At 70.2% G+C, this 16,936-nt stretch carries 17 protein-coding genes and 2 pseudogenes; 8 read left to right on the top strand and 11 right to left on the bottom strand.

Annotation, left to right across the window (positions count from 1 at the left end; all coding sequences use genetic code 11):
- Positions 1-30: 30 nt before the first annotated feature.
- Positions 31-1,863 (bottom strand): S9 family peptidase, encoded by a 1,833-nt coding sequence (locus tag ADL12_RS01955; RefSeq protein ID WP_062697741.1) that lies wholly within the window; start codon positions 1,861-1,863, stop codon positions 31-33.
- A 235-nt stretch (positions 1,864-2,098) separates the two neighbouring features.
- On the opposite strand from ADL12_RS01955, the pseudogene ADL12_RS01960 reads away from it, so the two are divergent.
- Positions 2,099-2,499 (top strand): annotated as a pseudogene (locus ADL12_RS01960) (nuclear transport factor 2 family protein).
- A gap of 56 nt (positions 2,500-2,555) precedes the next feature.
- On the top strand, positions 2,556-3,392 hold the full coding sequence (locus ADL12_RS01965; protein ID WP_062697744.1) for an SURF1 family protein: 837 nt from the start codon (positions 2,556-2,558) through the stop codon (positions 3,390-3,392).
- 52 nt (positions 3,393-3,444) lie between these two features.
- On the opposite strand, the gene ADL12_RS01970 is transcribed toward ADL12_RS01965, so the two are convergent.
- The 4 genes from ADL12_RS01970 to ADL12_RS01985 form a co-directional block, all read right to left on the bottom strand.
- Positions 3,445-4,491: a hypothetical protein gene (locus tag ADL12_RS01970; protein ID WP_062697789.1), complete on the bottom strand. Its 1,047-nt coding sequence runs from the start codon at positions 4,489-4,491 to the stop codon at positions 3,445-3,447.
- Between the two features lie 119 nt (positions 4,492-4,610).
- Positions 4,611-5,294 (bottom strand): SigE family RNA polymerase sigma factor, encoded by a 684-nt coding sequence (locus tag ADL12_RS01975; protein WP_079051794.1) that lies wholly within the window; start codon positions 5,292-5,294, stop codon positions 4,611-4,613.
- Between the two features lie 399 nt (positions 5,295-5,693).
- Positions 5,694-6,758 carry an aspartate-semialdehyde dehydrogenase gene (locus tag ADL12_RS01980; protein WP_062697746.1) on the bottom strand — a complete coding sequence of 355 codons (1,065 nt, stop codon included), beginning with the start codon at positions 6,756-6,758 and terminating at the stop codon, positions 5,694-5,696.
- On the bottom strand, positions 6,758-8,035 hold the full coding sequence (locus ADL12_RS01985; protein WP_062697749.1) for an aspartate kinase: 1,278 nt from the start codon (positions 8,033-8,035) through the stop codon (positions 6,758-6,760). The genes ADL12_RS01980 and ADL12_RS01985 overlap by 1 nt, the downstream gene beginning before the upstream one ends.
- A gap of 324 nt (positions 8,036-8,359) precedes the next feature.
- Between ADL12_RS01985 and ADL12_RS01990 the strand changes: the two genes are divergently transcribed.
- From ADL12_RS01990 to ADL12_RS02005, 4 genes are all read left to right on the top strand, one after another.
- Positions 8,360-9,103, top strand: coding sequence for a cyclodityrosine synthase (locus tag ADL12_RS01990; RefSeq protein ID WP_079051795.1), 744 nt, complete (start codon positions 8,360-8,362; stop codon positions 9,101-9,103).
- Positions 9,093-10,280 (top strand): cytochrome P450, encoded by a 1,188-nt coding sequence (locus ADL12_RS01995; RefSeq protein WP_062697751.1) that lies wholly within the window; start codon positions 9,093-9,095, stop codon positions 10,278-10,280. Before ADL12_RS01990 ends, ADL12_RS01995 begins: the two co-directional genes overlap by 11 nt.
- 88 nt (positions 10,281-10,368) lie before the next feature.
- On the top strand, positions 10,369-11,085 hold the full coding sequence (locus tag ADL12_RS02000) for a response regulator transcription factor (protein WP_062697753.1): 717 nt from the start codon (positions 10,369-10,371) through the stop codon (positions 11,083-11,085).
- A complete protein-coding gene (locus tag ADL12_RS02005) occupies positions 11,082-12,467 on the top strand; it encodes a sensor histidine kinase (protein ID WP_062697755.1) in 1,386 nt (461 codons plus the stop codon). Before ADL12_RS02000 ends, ADL12_RS02005 begins: the two co-directional genes overlap by 4 nt.
- Here ADL12_RS02005 and ADL12_RS02010 read toward each other — a convergent pair.
- Positions 12,433-12,933, bottom strand: coding sequence for an SgcJ/EcaC family oxidoreductase (locus tag ADL12_RS02010; protein WP_062697757.1), 501 nt, complete (start codon positions 12,931-12,933; stop codon positions 12,433-12,435). The two genes, ADL12_RS02005 and ADL12_RS02010, sit on opposite strands and share 35 nt — an antisense overlap.
- A 163-nt stretch (positions 12,934-13,096) precedes the next feature.
- On the bottom strand, positions 13,097-13,297 hold the full coding sequence (locus ADL12_RS02015; protein WP_244187734.1) for a hypothetical protein: 201 nt from the start codon (positions 13,295-13,297) through the stop codon (positions 13,097-13,099).
- Positions 13,298-13,454: 157 nt separating this feature from the next.
- Between ADL12_RS02015 and ADL12_RS02020 the strand changes: the two are divergent.
- Positions 13,455-14,033, top strand: a pseudogene (locus ADL12_RS02020) (TSUP family transporter); the annotation flags it as partial.
- Positions 14,034-14,081: 48 nt separating this feature from the next.
- Here the strand turns inward: ADL12_RS02020 and ADL12_RS02025 are convergent.
- The 4 genes from ADL12_RS02025 to ADL12_RS02040 form a co-directional block, all read right to left on the bottom strand.
- Positions 14,082-14,492 (bottom strand): SsgA family sporulation/cell division regulator, encoded by a 411-nt coding sequence (locus ADL12_RS02025; RefSeq protein ID WP_062697759.1) that lies wholly within the window; start codon positions 14,490-14,492, stop codon positions 14,082-14,084.
- A 154-nt stretch (positions 14,493-14,646) separates the two neighbouring features.
- The gene (locus ADL12_RS02030; RefSeq protein WP_062697761.1) at positions 14,647-15,309 is read right to left on the bottom strand and encodes a DUF5063 domain-containing protein; all 663 of its coding nucleotides are present in this window, start codon (positions 15,307-15,309) and stop codon (positions 14,647-14,649) included.
- A complete protein-coding gene (gene recR, locus ADL12_RS02035) occupies positions 15,302-15,901 on the bottom strand; it encodes a recombination mediator RecR (RefSeq protein ID WP_062697763.1) in 600 nt (199 codons plus the stop codon). Before recR ends, ADL12_RS02030 begins: the two co-directional genes overlap by 8 nt.
- A 91-nt stretch (positions 15,902-15,992) precedes the next feature.
- Entirely contained in the window at positions 15,993-16,337 is a 345-nt protein-coding gene (locus ADL12_RS02040) for a YbaB/EbfC family nucleoid-associated protein (protein ID WP_062697765.1), read from the bottom strand.
- Between the two features lie 320 nt (positions 16,338-16,657).
- On the opposite strand from ADL12_RS02040, the gene ADL12_RS02045 reads away from it, so the two are divergent.
- Positions 16,658-16,936: SLATT domain-containing protein (locus tag ADL12_RS02045; RefSeq protein ID WP_159053055.1), on the top strand; the 279-nt coding region annotated here is incomplete at its 3' end.

The following is a 16,936-nucleotide window of genomic DNA, read 5'->3' on the forward strand; positions in this document are numbered from 1 at the left end:
AGGGGGCACCCCCAGACGGGCTGAGATGGGCTACTGCGGAGCCCTCAAGTGGCGCTCCGCGAAGTCCAGTTCCAGTCTCACCTGCTTGATCCGTTCGTCCACCACCAGCGAGCCGTGCCCGGCGTCGTAGCGGTACACCTCGTGGATGGCCTCCCTGGCCTCGAGCCGCTTCACATAGTTGTCGATCTGCCGGATCGGGCAGCGCGGGTCGTTCACACCGGCCGAGATGTAGACCGGTGCCTTGACCTGGTCGACGTACGTCAGCGGTGACGACGCCTCGAAGCGCTCCGGCACCTCCTCCGGTGTGCCGCCCAGCAGGGTGCGGTCCAGGGCCTTCAGTGACTCCATCTCGTCGTGGTACGCCGTGACGTAGTCGGCGACCGGGACCGCCGCGATGCCCAGGGTCCACGCGTCCGGCTGGGTGCCGAGGCCGAGGAGGGTGAGGTAGCCGCCCCACGAACCGCCGGTCAGGATCAGCCGGGCCGGGTCGGCGAGGCCGGACGTCACCGCCCATTCCCGGACCGCCGCGATGTCCTCCAGCTCGATCAGCCCGACCCGGTGCTTGAGCGCGTCCGTCCAGGCGCGCCCGTAGCCCGTCGAGCCGCGGTAGTTGACCCGCACCACCGCGTACCCGTGGTCCACCCAGGCCGCCGGGCCCGCCGCGAACGAGTCGCTGTCGTGCCAGGTCGGGCCGCCGTGGATGTCGAAGACCGTCGGGAGCGGGCCCTCGGCGCCCTCGGGGCGCTGCACGAGGGCGTGGATGCGGCCGCCCGGGCCCTCCACCCACACGTCCTGGACCGGGACCGAGCCGGGGGACTTCATGCCGGGCGGGTCCAGCACCACGCGCCCTGTCGTCGACCGCACCGCGGACGGCTCCGCCGCCGACGACCACAGGTACTCCACGCTGCCGTCCGGACGGGCCGTCGCGCCCGACACCGAGCCCGCCGGGGTCGGGATCCGCACCAGCTCGCGCCGGGCCAGGTCGTAGCGGAACAGCTCGCTGCGGGCCTCGAAGCTGTGCACGATCAGCAGGCCGGTGCCGTCGGGATACCACTCGGCGCTCACGTCACCCGGCAGCTCCAGCCCGAGGTCCGTCTCCTCCCCCGTCGCCACGTCCCACACCAGGGGCTCCCAGCGGCCGCGCCTCTGGTGGCCGATGAGCAGGCGCGCGTCGCCCTCGACCGGGGCGAAGCCCAGGACCTCCAGGCCCAGTTCCTTCGAGCCTCCCTTGGTGTCGTCGAGTTCCGCGACCGCCGTGCCGTCGGGACGCAGGACGCGCAGTGCCGAGTGCATCGCGTCGCCGTGCTCGGTGTGCTCGATGGCGATCAGCGTGCCGTCGCGCGAGAGGTCACCGACGCCCGCGGACTCGCGGTGGCGGTAGATCTCCGTCGGGGGCTCGCCGGTGCGGGCCAGATGGATCGTCGTACCGTCCTCGTCCGTCGAGCGGCCCACGATCGCCGTACGGCCGTCGCGGCCCAGAGCGAGGCCCGCCGGGTACGACGGGTCCAGGCCCGGCGCCGCCAGCTCGTCCTCGCCGCCGCCGAACCGCTGACGGCGCCAGACGCCGAACTCGTCACCGTCCTTGTCGTCGAACCACCAGATCCACGCGCCGTCCGGGGTGAGCACGCCGTCCGTCGTGCCGTTCGGCCGGTCGGTCACCTGGCGCTGCTCGCCGGTCGACCGGTCCCAGGCGTACAGCTCGTACGTCCCTGTGGCGTTCGACACGAACAGCGAACGGTCCGGGGCGTCCTCCGCCCAGTCGGGCAGCGACACCCGAGGCGCCCTGAACCGCTTCTCCCAGTCCGGCATGTCGTTGTCCTGCTTGTGGTGATCCCGCGAATCGGACCCGTGGCTCTCAGTCATTGCCCCATAGTGCCTGGCCCGGCCGACAACTCGCTGGCGAGGTCCCCAGCCTGTGGATAACTTCGCGCCCATGCGTTAAGGCAGTGGGGGAGCGTCCTGGGCCCGGCACGGCGCGAGACGACGGCCTCGCTCGTCGCGCCGGGCAGGTTCCTCCACCTCGCCGAGTTCGCCACTCGGAAGTGATGTTTTCCCAGGTCAGGGTCGATTGTCAGTGGCGGGGTGCAGACTCCTCGGCATGACGGATCTGCGGAAGACAGTCGAGAGGTTCTGGGCCACCGCCGCGGCCCGGGAGTGGGACGCGTTCGCCGACACGCTGGCCGAGGACGTCGTGTACGAGCTGCCCCAGACACGGGAGCGCATCAGCGGGCGGGAGCGGTATGTGCAGTTCAACCGGGAGTATCCGGGTGACTGGCGCCTGCGGATCGAGCGGATCGTCGCCGAGCCGGGTCAGGTCGTCACCTGGACCCACTTCACGGTGGGGCTGGAGGAGATGTACGCCGTCTCCTTCTTCACGGGGGACGAGAGCGGCCGTATATCCACGGTCACGGCCACGTGCCGGTAGGCGCATATCGATGCGGCTGGCCGGAGCCGTACGAACCCCCCGCCGGACGGGAACACCTCGTCGAGCGGTACTGAGACGGGACCGGACCCCGCAGCCAGGCCCTCCGCAGGAGCCCCGTACCGTTGAGGGCGTGTACCGGTTTCTGCTGACGCCCCGTTGGTGGGGAATCAACGTCTTCGTGCTGCTCGCCATCCCCTTCTGCGTGTTCATGGGGTCGTGGCAGCTGAGCCGGTTCGAGGCACGGGTCGAGGAGCATCGCAGCGCCGGTGAGCAGGCCGCGGAGAACAAGCAGGAGGCGGCCCGACCGCTCACCGAGCTGCTGCCCGTGGACAAGGCGACGGTGGGCAAGAAGGTCACCGCGAGCGGCCGGTACGGCAAGCAGCTGCTCGTCCCCGACCGGGAGCTGGACGGCAAGCAGGGCTACTACGTCCTGACGCTGCTGCACACCGACGAGGACAAGGCCCTGCCGGTCGTGCGGGGCTGGCTGCCCGGCGACGCCGACCGCGCCGAGGCCCCCGCCGCCCCCACCGGCGAGGTCAGGGTCACGGGTTCGCTCCAGGCGTCCGAGGTGCCCGGTGAGAACGGCGTGCCGGCGCAAGGGGGCCTGCCGACCGGTCAGACGGGGGCGATCAGCGCGGCGTCGCTGGTGAACCTGGTGCCGTACGACGTCTACGACGCCTGGGTCACCCTCACCAAGGCCGACTCCGGCATGAAGCCCGTGCCGGTGGCCACCGCCAACGACACCGGCCTCGACCTGAAGGCGTTCCAGAACCTCGGCTACACCGGCGAGTGGTTCGTCTTCGCGGGCTTCGTGGTCTTCATGTGGTTCCGCCTGCTCCGCCGCGAGGTGGAGTCCGTGCGGGACGCGGAGCTGGGCCTCGTGTCGGACAGAGCGGCCGACGGGGGCGAGTCGGCCCGGCCCGGGGAACCGAGCGACGGTCCGGCGCAGGAGAAGGCGAACGCCTAGAGGGGACGGCGCCGCGGCAAGCGCCCGCTCCTCCGCGGGCGCCGCCCGCCGGCTACGCCCCTGCCAGCACGCCCGTCCAGTACACGATCCCGGCGCATGCGTTGGACACCGTCACCGAGGCCGTGGGCCCTGCCGCCTCCGTCGTGTTGGAGACGGTGACGCTGCCGTCGGCCGTGGTGTCCTCCGTCATCAGCTGGGTGGTGGTGCCGGTGTCGCCGCCGGTGGACGTGCCGTCGGTCGTGCCGGTGTTGTCCTCGGTCGGGGTCGGGGTGGGTGAGGGGTCGTTGCCGCCCGTGCCGCCGCCGCTGGGGTCACTCGTCGTGGGGCAGGTCTCCGAGGGGACCCAGGCGAACTTCACCTGGTACGAGTCGCCCGGCTTGAGGACGAGGGAGGTGAGCTCCTGGGCCGGGTCGGGCAGGCCGGCCGCCGCGTCGCCGGCGACATGCCGGGCGTCGGTGACCTTGCCGTCCGCCGCTCCTGCCGTGGCCAAGGCCACCGTGCCCGGGCTGCTCACCGTGCAGTCGACGGTGGAGACGTTGCTGAAGGTGAAGGTGCCGTACACCGCGCCGGACGGGTCGGGCAGGGCCGCGGTCCCGCCCGATGTGCCGAGCTGATCGGCGGTACACGCGACTGTGCCGGCGGGGCCTGTCGCCGAGGGATCGTCGGGGCTCCCGGAGCCGGTACCCGGACCGGTGCTGGTTCCCTTGTCCTCGTCCTTCTCGCTCCCCTTGCCCTGGTCCTCGGTCTTGCCGGAGGAGCCGCCGGAGGTGCTCTCGCCGCCTTCGGTCTCCTCACCCTGACCGGATCCGCCCTGCGCCTGCTCGCCGTGGCCGGCGACGGACGGGTTGACGTCGGAGCCGGTGGAGTTGGAGACGTGCACCAGGGCCGGGACGGCGGTGCCGACAAAGAGGGCCGCGGCCGCCACGCCGACGAGCGCCTGCCGCTTGCGCGCCCGTCGCGCGGGCACCGCCCGCCGCAGATGGTCGAGCGTGCCGTCGCGCGGCTCGATCTCCTCGACCGCGTGTTGCAGCATGCGGCGCAGTGCCAGCTCGTCCGAGTCGAGCCCCTCGGGGCCCTGGTCGTCGGGGCCGTGGTTCACAGTTCCGTTCCCAGCGTGCGATTGCTTCGGCTGTTGCTTGTCCGGCCGCCCTGTCGGCTCACGCCAGTCGTACGGCTCGTGGGGGACGCGCAGATGACGCTGCCCGTCATGGTCCTCGCTCATGCCGGCGCCTCCATGGCCACCCGCAGCGCCGCGATGCCGCGCGAGCCGTAGGCCTTCACCGAGCCCAGGGAGATGCCGAGCGTCTCGGCGACCTGAGCCTCGGTCATATCCGCGAAGTAACGCAGGACCAGCACCTCGCGCTGCCGGCGCTGCAGGCCCTTCATCGCCTTGATGAGGGAGTCCCGCTCGAGCTGGTCGTACGCCCCCTCCTCCGCGCTCGCCATGTCGGGCATCGGCTTGGACAGCAGCTTCAGTCCGAGTATGCGGCGACGCAGGGCGGAGCGGGACAGGTTGACGACGGTCTGGCGCAGATAAGCCAGTGTCTTCTCCGGGTCACGCACACGCTTGCGCGCGGAGTGGACGCGGATGAACGCCTCCTGGACCACGTCCTCGCAGGAGGCGGTGTCGTCGAGGAGCAGGGCCGCGAGACCCAGCAGCGAGCGGTAGTGCGCCCGGTAGGTCTCGGTGAGGTGGTCGACGGTCGTACCGGCCGCCGCGGTGTTCTCGGCGTGCTCGGAGCCGTCGCGCTGACTGGGAATGCGGGCGGGCCGCGCTGCGGGCATGGGCGCGATCACCGGCATGCCGCCGGGCGTGCCGGGCATGCGGGGTCGGACGGGCCGGCGGGGCGGCCGTAGGGCCGTACCGCGGGTCGCCGCACTGAAGTCGAGTACCTCTGCCACGCCAGTTGGACACGCTTCCCCCCGGGAGGGTTGTACGTGCCGGACGTCACTTTTGCGTCAGTCCCAGCAGACGACCCTCTCGTGCCAGGCAGCACAGCTGACCGTGCGTCAAACGCCCACATGCCTACCCGCTCTTCCCTTATGTCCAAAACGAGCGGACGTCCCCACGCCCGGCCCATGGCGTCCCCACGCCAGAAAAAACGCGTCCTCGCGCCCCATAAGGGCGACCGCAAAGACGCTCCCCGCCCTGCAAGCGGTTGCAGGGCGGGGAGGAAAATCTTCGGCTGCCGCCGGGGCCCGGTTCAAGTGGTCCGGACCACCGATCGGCTCACACTTTTCACATAGATCCTACAAACGATTCAACCCATGCCCAGGAGTTTTCTGGCACCACGGGAGATCTCACGAAAACTCCGCCGCCACGAGCTCCGCGATCTGCGCCGTGTTCAGTGCCGCGCCCTTGCGCAGATTGTCCCCGCACACGAAGAGTTCGAGCGCCGTCGGATCGTCGAGTGCGCGCCGCACCCGCCCGACCCAGGTCGGGTCCGTGCCCACGACGTCGGCGGGTGTCGGAAACTCGCCGGCCTCCGGGTCGTCGTAGAGCACGACGCCCGGTGCGGTGGCCAGGATCTCGCGCGCCTTGGCGACGGTGACCTCGCCCTCGAAGCGGGCATGCACGGTCAGCGAGTGCCCGGTCAGTACCGGCACCCGCACACAGGTCACCGCGACCGGCAGCCGCGGCAGGCCGAGGATCTTGCGGGATTCGTCCCGCACCTTCATCTCCTCCGACGACCAGCCGTCCTCGCGCAGCGACCCGGCCCACGGCACGACGTTCAGCGCGACCGGCTCCGGGAACGGCCCGGTGTTCTCGCCGATGGCCCGCCGTACGTCACCGGGGCTGTTCCCCAGATCCGTACCGGCGACGAGGGACAGCTGCTGGCGCAGCGTCTCGACGCCGGCGCGCCCGGCCCCGCTCACCGCCTGGTACGAGGACACCACCAGCTCGCGCAGCCCGAACTCGGCGTGCAGCGCGCCCAGCGCCACGATCATGGAGAGGGTGGTGCAGTTGGGGTTGGCGACGATGCCGCGCGGCCGCATCCGTACGGCATGCGGGTTGACCTCGGGAACCACGAGGGGCACACCCGGGTCCATCCGGAAGGCGCCCGAATTGTCCACCACCACCGTGCCCTTGGCGGCGGCGATCGGCGCCCATCGGGCGGCCACCTCGTCCGGTACGTCGAACATCGCGACGTCGACCCCGGCGAAGGCCTCCTCGGTGAGTGCCACCACCTCGACCTCCTCGCCGCGCACGGCCAGCTTGCGGCCGGCCGAGCGCGGCGAGGCGACGAGACGGATCTCACCCCAGATGTCCGCGCGCTGGGACAGGATCTGGAGCATGACCGTGCCGACGGCTCCGGTCGCTCCCACGACCGCGAGCGTCGGCCGGCGGGAAACCGTTCCCGCCATCAGCGTCCGGTGCCTCCGTACACGACAGCCTCGTCGCTGTCGGAGTCGAGCCCGAAGGCGCTGTGCACGGCGCGAACGGCCTCGTTGACGTCGTCGGCGCGGGTGACGACCGAGATGCGGATCTCGGAGGTCGAGATCAGCTCGATGTTCACGCCGGCGTCGGACAGGGCGGTGAAGAAGTCGGCGGTGACGCCGGGGTTCGTCTTCATGCCCGCGCCGACCAGGGAGATCTTGCCGATCTGGTCGTCGTAGCGCAGCGAGTCGAAGCCGATGCCGCTCTTGTTCTTCTCCAGGGCGTCGATGGCCTTGCGGCCCTCGGCCTTGGGGAGCGTGAAGGAAATGTCCGTCAGGCCGGTGGAGGCCGCGGACACGTTCTGCACGATCATGTCGATGTTGATCTCGGCGTTGGAGATCGTCCGGAAGATCGCGGCGGCCTCGCCCGGCTTGTCCGGCACGCCGACGACCGTGATCTTGGCCTCGGAGGTGTCGTGCGCGACACCGGAGATGATGGCCTGCTCCACCTGCTTGTCCCCTTGATCGATCGGCTCGCTGCTGACCCACGTGCCCTGCAGTCCGCTGAAGCTGGACCGGACGTGGATCGGGATGTTGTAGCGGCGGGCGTACTCCACACAGCGGTGGAGCAGCACCTTCGAGCCGGACGCAGCCAGCTCCAGCATGTCCTCGAAGGAGATCCAGTCGATCTTCTTCGCCTTCTTCACCACGCGCGGGTCGGCGGTGAACACGCCGTCGACGTCGGTGTAGATCTCGCACACCTCGGCGTCGAGGGCGGCGGCCAGCGCCACGGCGGTCGTGTCCGAGCCGCCGCGCCCCAGGGTGGTGATGTCCTTCGAGTCCTGGCTGACGCCCTGGAACCCGGCCACGATGGCGATGTTGCCCTCGTCCACGGAGGTGCGGATCCGGCCAGGCGTGACATCGATGATCCGTGCTTTGTTGTGGACCGAGTCGGTGATGACACCTGCCTGGCTGCCGGTGAACGACTGGGCGCTGTGGCCCAGGTTTTTGATCGCCATGGCCAGCAGTGCCATGGAGATCCGCTCTCCGGCGGTCAGCAGCATGTCGAGCTCGCGCCCGGCAGGCATCGGGGATACCTGCTCGGCGAGATCGATCAGCTCGTCCGTCGTGTCGCCCATCGCGGAAACCACGGCGACCACCTGGTGGCCGTTCTTCTTGGCTTCCACGATCCGCTTGGCGACGCGCTTGATGCCCTCGGCATCGGCTACGGAGGAGCCTCCGTACTTCTGCACGACAAGGCCCACGTGCGCTCCTCGCTCAGTCCGTGTGTGTCGGCTCAGTCTATCGAGCGTCCGAAAACGACCTTGGGGTTCCCAGATGGTGAGATTCCGGCGCTCCGGGAGGGTGTCTGCCCGGTCCGGGGTGGGGCAACCGGGTTAGTGGTGCAGGTCACTCGGGTCGGCGCGGAACGCTCACCTGCTCGACGCCGTCGCAGGGACCGCCGATCGCGATCTCTGCCATTGACGCTCTCCGTAGTCGGACGCTAACTTCGCGTCGTCGTCGCCACACCAGGAGCACAAGGCTCCATCGGGACTCGCGACGCGAAGGAATCTCTTCCTTTGACGACTGTGACCGATTCAGAGATCCAGCACGTCACTCAAGCCGCCGATACGGATTCCCCGGCCGGCCTCTTCGAGATCCAGCCCTTCACGCAGCACTGCGAGGTCATCCGCGTCGCGGGCGACCACGCCGTCATCGGCGTCTCCCCGGGCAACAGCTATTTCTCCGCCCGCCGCGTCCACGACCTCGCCCGCTGGGGCCTCGCCCTCTTCGAGCGGGTGGACTTCGTGTACACGGACCTGTACGTGGCGGAGATGTACGCGGCGTCCGGGTATCCGCCCGACGACGCGCGCCGCAAGGCGGTGAAGAACCTGCGCGGCGTGCGGGCCAAGGTTCTCGGCGCCGTCCAAGCCGTCGACCCCGGCAGCACCCGCCTGCACGCCCACGCCATGTCGGACTTCCGCGGCAACACGGCGTACCGCGAGATCCACGGCCGTCTGCAGGCCCGCCTCACCACCGACGACGAGTTCCGCGCGACCTGCGAGAAGCTCGTCGACACCTTCCTGGCCGGCAAGGCCGGGCGGGTGACCGAGGCGCAGCGCGAGGTCTGCCTGGCCTACGTCTGTGCCGAGGCGCCCCTCTTCCTGGACACGCCCGCCATCCTCGGCGTCCCCTCCTCCCTCAACTGCTACCACCAGCTCCTGCCGATGGCTGAGCTCCTCTACTCCCGCGGCGCAGGCCTGCGCGCCTCCCGCAACCAGGGGCACGCCATCGTGACGCCGGCAGACAGGACAACCACCGATGCTCACTGAAGCCCCCCTCGACTTCCCCTTCTCCTGGCGCGGCGACCAGATCCCCGCCGAGGTGGCGGAGCTGCGCGCCGCCAGCCCCGTGCGCCGCGTCCGCACCATCGCCGGTGACGAGGCCTGGCTCGTGTCGTCGTACGAGCTGTGCAAGCAGGTCCTCGAAGATCCGCGCTTCAGCCTGAAGGACACCTCGGCCCCGGGCGTGCCCCGCCAGTACGCGCTGACGATCCCGCCCGAGGTCGTCAACAACATGGGGAACATCACGGGCGCGGGGTTGCGGAAGGCGGTGTTGAAGGCGCTGAACCCGAAGAGCCCCGGCCTCGCGGAGTGGATGCGGTCCTGCGCCGCCGAGCTCGTCGACCAGCTGATCGGCGAGGGCGCCCCGGCGGACCTGCGCGGCGGCTTCGCCGACCCGTACTCGGCGGGCATGCACTGCCGCATCCTCGGCATCCCGCAGGCGGACGCGCCGAGGCTGATGCGGAGCCTGGACATCGCTTTCATGAACTCGGCCTGCCCGGTCGCGGGGGCGCGGCTGAACTGGGACCGGGACATCGCGTACATGACGGAGCGGCTCGACGACCCGGCGACCACGGGCCTGATGGCCGAGCTGGCCGACCTGCGCGCCGACCCCGACTACGGCCACCTCACCGACGAGATGCTCGCCACGGTCGGCGTGACGATGTTCGGCGCCGGTGTCATCTCCACGGCCGGCTTCCTGACCATGGCGCTGGTGTCGCTGATCCAGCACCCCGAGCTGCACGCCCGCCTCCTCGCCGACCGCACCCTGGTCCCGGCCGCCGTCGACGAGCTCCTGCGCATCAACCTGTCCATCGGCGACGGGCTGCCGAGGCTGGCGACCGAGGACGTGCTCCTCGGGGAGGTACAGGTGAAGGCGGGCGAGCTGGTCCTCGTCCTCGTCGAGGGCGCGAACTTCGACGCGGCCGCCTTCCCCGACCCGTACACCGTCGACCTCACCCGCGAGAACAGCACCGCCCACCTCTCCTTCGGCGGCGGCCGCCACTACTGCCCCGCCACCGCCCTCGGCCGCAAACACGCGGAGATCGCTCTGGAGACCCTGCTGGAGCGGATGCCCGGGCTGCGGCTCGCGGTGCCGATCGAGCAGCTGGTGTGGCGGACCGGGTTCATGAAACGGATCCCGGAGCGGCTGCCGATCATGTGGTAGCGGCCGATTTACCCGCTTGGCCCGCTTATCACCTGCTCACGGGCTCGGCGACCGGTCGTCTTTAAAGTTCAACCACTATGGTTCGCCTGTGCGCGTACTGCTGGTGGAAGACGACGAGCCGGTCGCCGAGTCGCTGCGGCGAGGACTCCTGCGTTACGGCTTCGAGGTGGCATGGGTCACCACGGGTGCCGGGGCGCTGAGCCACGACGACCCCTACGACGTCGTACTGCTCGATCTCGGCCTGCCCGACACCGACGGTCTCGACGTCTGCAAGGCGCTGCGCGAGCGCGGCGACGTGCCGATCATCGTGATCAGCGCGCGCAGCGACGAGACGGACCGGGTGGTCGGGCTGGAGCTCGGCGCGGACGACTACGTGTCCAAGCCGTTCGGGGTCCGCGAGGTCATCGCGCGGATACGGGCGGTCATGCGCCGTATGCAGCCGCGTACCCCTGCCGCTGCCGCTGCTCCCGAGGCCGGCCCGGACCGATACGGCCCCCGCCTGACCGTCGACCGCAAGGCGGCCCGTGTCCGGCTGGACGGCGAGGAGGTCGCCCTCGCGCCCAAGGAGTACGACCTGCTGGCCTTCCTCACCGAGGAGCCGGGGGCGTTGATGTCGCGCGAGCAGATCATGGAAGCGGTCTGGGACGCGAACTGGTTCGGCCCGACGAAGACGCTGGACGTGCATGTGGCGGCGCTGCGGCGCAAGCTCGCCGGGGCGATCACGATCGAGGCGGTGCGGGGGGTCGGGTTCCGGCTGGAGATCGTCAACGGTGACCAGGGCGACAGCGGTGGCGGCGCGTCATGATCCGTCAGCTCATCCGCAGTTACGTCCTGCTCGTCGCGGTCGCGATCGCCCTGTTCACCGTGCCGGTGGCCTTCACGCTCACGGACCAGCTGCGGCGCGACACCGCGGATTCCGTCCGGCGTGAGGCCAAGACCATGGCCCTGCTGCTCGGCAACGGGAACGCCCCGTCGTGCGCGGCGCTGGCCAAGATGGCCGACGCGTACCGCGGCGAGACACCCGGCAAGGTCCAGGTGACCGAGCGCTGCGACACGAACCTGCAGAGCCCGAAGCGGGACGCGGCCCTGACCAAGGCCCTGGAGCAGGGCAAGCCCACGACCGACTGGGGATCCTCCTTCATCTGGGGGCCGCAGCTTGAGATCACCGTGCCCGCCCGCGCAGACAAGGACGGCCTCGACGACCGCAACAACGGCCCGGTCGTCGGGGCCGTACGCATCGCGTACTCGACCGACGACATGACCGGCCGGCTCTGGCAGATCTGGGGCTTCCGCGCCGGACTCGCGGTGGTCGTCCTCGGCGTGGCCGCCGTGATCGGTGCCGGGGCGGCCCGGCGTATCACCCGGCCGCTGCGCCAGCTCAACGACATGGCGAGCAAGTTCAGCGACGGCGATCTGACCGCCCGCTCCCCCGTGACGGGCCCCCCGGAGACCCAGACTCTGGCGCGCACCCTCAACCAGGGCGCGGAACGCCTGGACACCCTGGTCGCGGCCCAGCGCATCTTCGTCGCCGACGCCTCGCATCAACTCCGTACTCCTCTCACCGCGTTGCGGCTGTCGCTGGACAACATCGCGGACGGCGTGGACGACGAGTTCGTCAAGGAGGACGTGGAGCAGGCCACGGCCGAGGTCGTCCGGATGAGCCGGCTGGTGAACGGTCTGCTGGTGCTGGCCCGGGCCGAGGCGAAGGTGTCGGCGGCGGAGCCGCTGTCGCTGGCGGACATCGTCCGCGAGCGGCTGTCGGTGTGGAGGCCGGCCGCCGACGAGCGCGGAGTCACCATCACGCTCAGGGGGAGTGCCGACGGCCGGCCGCTTGTGCTGACCAGCCCCGGTCATCTGGACCAGGTGCTGGACAACGTGCTCTCGAACGCCCTGGAGGTGTCACCGGACGGTGGCACGATCACGGTCCGGGTGGAGCCGAGGGGCGACGAGGTGATCCTGTCGGTGGACGACGAGGGCCCCGGCATGTCGGACGCGGAGAAGTCCCGCGCCTTCGACCGCTTCTGGCGCGGCCAGGGCCTGACCGGGAAGGCCGGCTCGGGCCTCGGCCTCGCCGTCGTCAAGCAGCTGGTGACCGACGACGGCGGGAAGGTGGCCCTGGGCGACGCCCCCGGGGGCGGGCTGTCCGTGCGGATCAGCCTTCGGGCATCAACGAGGAGTGGTGGTTGACGATCTTCCACTCGCCGTCCCGCTTCTCCCACTCGTAGGTGTAGCGGGCCTTGGCGATGCTCTTCTCGCCCGTGTCGTGGTCGGTGAGCGCGAACTCGTAGAGACCCGCATCCAGCACCGAATTCGAGTCGAGGACGTTGATGTGCGTCTCGATCTTCTTGCCGACCGGCTTGTTGGCCAGGAAGTGCTCGAAGTAGTCGATGCGGCCCTCGCGGTCGGTACGGACCTGGTTGGAGAGGGTGGGCAGCAGGACCGCGTCGTCCCAGTAGAGGTCGGCGACCTCCTCCGGGTCCTGGGTCTTCAGCGCCGCGTTCCACTCGTCGAACAGCGCGGCCACCTGCTTCTTGGTGGGCTTCACCGCCTTCTCCGGCCCGGCGACGGCGCCACCGGCGGCAAAGGTGCCGACGGCAACGAGGGCGGCGGCGCCGGCGATGGCTACGCGCTTGGTTATGGAACGACGGGTCATCGCGAACTCCCGGTGCGGTGCGGTCTGGTGGGGTCTCCCTCCGCTTTCTGTGTTCTCTGCGGTGGAGGTGACTCCAGATTCGCGTGGCACCGGTTAGGGCCCGTACAAGGCAGATACAGGGCCGGGACAGCACATGCCCAATTCACGCCGGGCGACTGGCCGGTTACGCCGCGTTCGCATTCCGTCGGCGCATCAGGGCGGATGCGGCTCCGAGGGAGACTACGCCCATGCCGACGCCGGTCGCGATGCCCTGGGCACCGTCCACGACGAAGGGGGCGGCCGCGGCGACGACGGCGTTGAAGAGGAAGAGGAACCACAGGACGGGGCGGGACGAGAGCAGGGCCTTCATGACGTTTTCCTTCATGACGTTTTCCTTCGGGGCGGGGCCGCTGCGGCGGCCGTTGACCTGGCGAGATCAACGATCCCGTTTTCCGAGGTCGGCAACGAGGTAGTGAGCTCCCGAAGAGGCGGTGTAGCGGGCTGCACCACCGACCTCACGTGACTGCTGGCCGGCATCGTGCTGCTCGGCCGGCGCGATCAGCGCCGTGGGCCTGGCGAGCGGCTGGCGCCGGGTACGGCCGGGCGCGATGGTGCCGCTGTGCGTCGCGGCAGCCTGTACGGTCCCGGCGGGGACCTGGACGACTCGTCAACTGCCGGAATCGGTACTGCTGTTGGTCATGGGCGGACTGGTGACGACCGCCGTGCTGCTGGTCATGAGGGGCGCCCGCGTCCCCGCCCTGCACGGCACCAGGGGCGCGGTCGCGGCCGGAGCGGTGGGCGGATTCATGAACTCCGCGGCAGGGGTGGGCGGGCCGCCGGTCTCCCTGTACGCGCTCAACGCGGGGTGGACGATACGGGAGTTCGTGCCGAACGCGCAGTTCTACGGGGTGGTCGTCAACGTGTTCTCGGTGGCGGCGAACGGGGTGCCGCGGCTCGGTTCGGGACGATGGGGGGCCGTGGTCGCGGCGATGGTGGTGGGTGGGGTGATCGGCAAGTGGCTCGCCGGGCGGACGCCCGAAAAGCGGGCCCGGCTCCTGGTGTTGTCGCTGGCGCTGGCGGGCGGCGTCACCACGGCGGGCAAGGGGGTGTGGGGGCTGTAGAACCACGGGAGCCACAGCCCACCCGATGCCGCGTGGACGCCGGAGTCGTCACACCCCGAACAGCGCCACCAGGCCGTGGTCCAGTTCCGCCCCCACGGTCTCCTCGCCCGGCGCGATCACGGTGTACGTGCGGGCCAGGAAGCGGTACAGGTCCGTCGAGCCGAAGCGGAGCACCGCCGTACCCTCCGGCGCGTGGAACTCCACATACGTGTGGGACGACCCGCACGGCCGGACGCGGACGCGGCCGAGCCCGGCCCGGGCACGCAGGCCCTCGCTCAGCAGCACGCGGGCGAACGTCCACGTCGTGACCTCGCCGTCGAGCGTGACATGCGGCGGGAAGTCGATGTGCACCGCCAGCGGGTCGGCGGAGGTGTAGCGCAGGGTCGCGGGTATCGCGATCTCCTGGTCTGCGGCCGTGATCAGGTGGGTGCCGGTCGGCTGCTCGATGGTGACGTGCATGGTGGGGGCTCCGATTCGGGCGGGGCAACCGGCCAGGTGTGACCGTTGTGCCTGTGAGACCGCCCGAGGGGCCCGTTCATTACGCCACTTTCGAAGCCTTCTCCTGTAACCCGCGTCACACCACAGGAAACGCCGCGCCCCCCTACTACGCCCCCTACTGCCCCTGGCGCATCCCGAGCGGCTCCCCGATCTCCTGCTCCATGACCTTGCCGGCCTCGAACTCCAGCGTCTCGTCGCCCATCATGCTCTGGTCCGTGTCCAGGCCGTCCAGCTCCTCCAGGGGCTGGTTCAGGCGGACGTGGGCCAGGACCGAGTGCAGTGCGCGCAGGGTCGCCGAGGCCGTCGTGCCCCAGTTGGAGAAGTACGAGAACTGCCACCACCACAGGGCCTCCGTGGTGCGGCCGGCACGGTAGTGGGCCATGCCGTGGCGGAGGTCGGTGATGACGTCGGCCAGGTCGTCGGAGATCCGGGCCGGGACGGCGGCCTTGCGGGGCTCGTAGGGGTCGAAGACCTCCGAGTAGACGTCCACCGGGTCCAGCAGGCGGGCGAGGTTCTCGCGGAGTTCGTCGACGTCCCCCTCCGGGCCCAGGTCGGGCTCGTAGCGCTCGTCGGGGACGATGTCCTCGTGGGCGCCCAGGCGGCCGCCGGCCAGGAGGAGTTGGGAAACCTCCAGAAGGAGGAAGGGCACGGTCGAACCCGGCTCGTCGCCCTTCGCGACCTCCGTGACAGCGACCAGGAAGCTCTCGATCTGGTCCGAGATCTGGACCGCGAAGTCGTCCGGGTTGTGCTCGCTCGCGTGCAGCGTGGCGTCAGACATCTAGGAGTCGTCTCCCCTCGAAGGCGCGGCCGAGAGTGACCTCGTCCGCGTATTCCAGGTCGCCACCCACCGGGAGGCCGCTGGCCAGGCGGGTGACCTTCAGGCCCATGGGCTTGATCATGCGCGCGAGGTACGTGGCCGTGGCCTCGCCCTCAAGATTCGGATCCGTGGCCAGGATCAGTTCCGTGACCGTCCCGTCGGCCAACCTCGCGAGAAGTTCCCGTATACGCAGGTCGTCCGGTCCGACACCCTCGATTGGGCTGATCGCGCCGCCGAGGACGTGGTAACGGCCGCGGAACTCGCGGGTCCGCTCGATCGCCACGACGTCCTTCGGCTCCTCGACCACGCAGATCACCGCCGGGTCACGGCGCGTGTCCCGGCAGATGTTGCACAGCTCCTCCTGCGCGACGTTCCCGCACATCGCGCAGAAGCGGACCTTCGCCTTGACCTCCAGCAGGGCCTGAGCGAGGCGCCGTACGTCCGTCGGTTCCGCCTGCAGGATGTGGAAGGCGATCCGCTGCGCGCTCTTGGGACCGACGCCGGGCAACCGCCCCAGCTCGTCGATGAGGTCCTGGACCACGCCTTCGTACACGGACTGCCGTCCTTCCTGGGGTTCCTTACGGTACGTACGGTAGTTGGCCGCGGCCCGTCTTAGAAAGGCAAGCCGGAGAACGCCGGGAATGTCAGAACGGCAGGCCCGGGATGCCGCTGCCGCCGCCCAGGCCCTGGGCCAGCGGGCCCAGCTTCTGCTGCTGGAGATTCTGCGCGTTCTCGTTGGCCGCCTGTACGGCCGCGACGACCAGGTCGGCGAGGGTCTCGGTGTCCTCCGGGTCCACCGCCTTGGGGTCGATCCTGAGCGCCCTGAGTTCGCCGGAGCCCGTCACGGTGGCCTTCACCAGGCCGCCGCCCGCCTGGCCCTCGACCTCCGTCTGAGCCAGTTCCTCCTGCGCCCTCGCCAGGTCCTGCTGCATCTTCTGGGCCTGCTGGAGCAGCTGCTGCATGTTGGGCTGGCCACCACCGGGGATCACGATCAGCTCCTTGCGTGTGTACGGGTGCCTGTACGGGTGCCTGTACAGGATTTCCGCTCGCTTTGCCGTTCAGCACGAGCCTACGTGGTCGGCGCAGCCGTCGCTCCAGCACTCTTTCGAGTGAGAGGAACTGGAGTCCGATACCTGATCAAGACCCTCTTCCGGGCGGAAAAGAGGCGAAAGGCATCTCTTCGTCACCCATGGGGCGCTAGGAAGGGTCCGGCGCGTCAGCCTCAGGTGCTGCGTGGCGTTCCGTGCGGCGCGGGGGCGTATCCGGGTCGTACGTGATGTCACGCACCGTGATCAGTAGGGAGTGCCGGGTGGGTCAGCCGGAGATGCAGCCCGAGAGGCCGTCTCAGCACGGGCGGGGCGGCGAAGGGGTGGCCGGGATCCGGCCGGGTGATCTGAGGGGGCGGGCGTTCCCGCTCGGGGACTGGGGGGAGCCCGCGGTGCGGCTGCACGAGTTGTACCGGTGGGTGGAGCGGGGGGCGCTGGACACGGCCGCGTGGTATCTCGCGGATCGGGTGTGGAAGCGGCGGGGGGCTCGGGCGCTGCGGGGGGGGGCAGCGGGGGGGGGGGGGGGGGGGGGGGCGCGGGCT

This window comes from Streptomyces regalis (assembly GCF_001509475.1).
Lineage (GTDB): Bacteria > Actinomycetota > Actinomycetes > Streptomycetales > Streptomycetaceae > Streptomyces > Streptomyces regalis.

Excerpts from the sequence above, each read along its gene's own strand:
- ADL12_RS02005 (WP_062697755.1), top strand. The coding sequence starts at position 11,082 with ATGATCCGTCAGCTCATCCGCAGTTACGTCCTGCTCGTCGCGGTCGCG.
- ADL12_RS01995 (WP_062697751.1), top strand. The coding sequence starts at position 9,093 with ATGCTCACTGAAGCCCCCCTCGACTTCCCCTTCTCCTGGCGCGGCGAC.
- ADL12_RS02015 (WP_244187734.1), bottom strand. The coding sequence starts at position 13,297 with ATGAAGGAAAACGTCATGAAGGCCCTGCTCTCGTCCCGCCCCGTCCTG.
- ADL12_RS02010 (WP_062697757.1), bottom strand. The coding sequence starts at position 12,933 with ATGACCCGTCGTTCCATAACCAAGCGCGTAGCCATCGCCGGCGCCGCC.
- ADL12_RS02025 (WP_062697759.1), bottom strand. The coding sequence starts at position 14,492 with ATGCACGTCACCATCGAGCAGCCGACCGGCACCCACCTGATCACGGCC.
- ADL12_RS01955 (WP_062697741.1), bottom strand. The coding sequence starts at position 1,863 with ATGACTGAGAGCCACGGGTCCGATTCGCGGGATCACCACAAGCAGGAC.
- ADL12_RS01980 (WP_062697746.1), bottom strand. The coding sequence starts at position 6,758 with ATGGCGGGAACGGTTTCCCGCCGGCCGACGCTCGCGGTCGTGGGAGCG.
- ADL12_RS02030 (WP_062697761.1), bottom strand. The coding sequence starts at position 15,309 with ATGTCTGACGCCACGCTGCACGCGAGCGAGCACAACCCGGACGACTTC.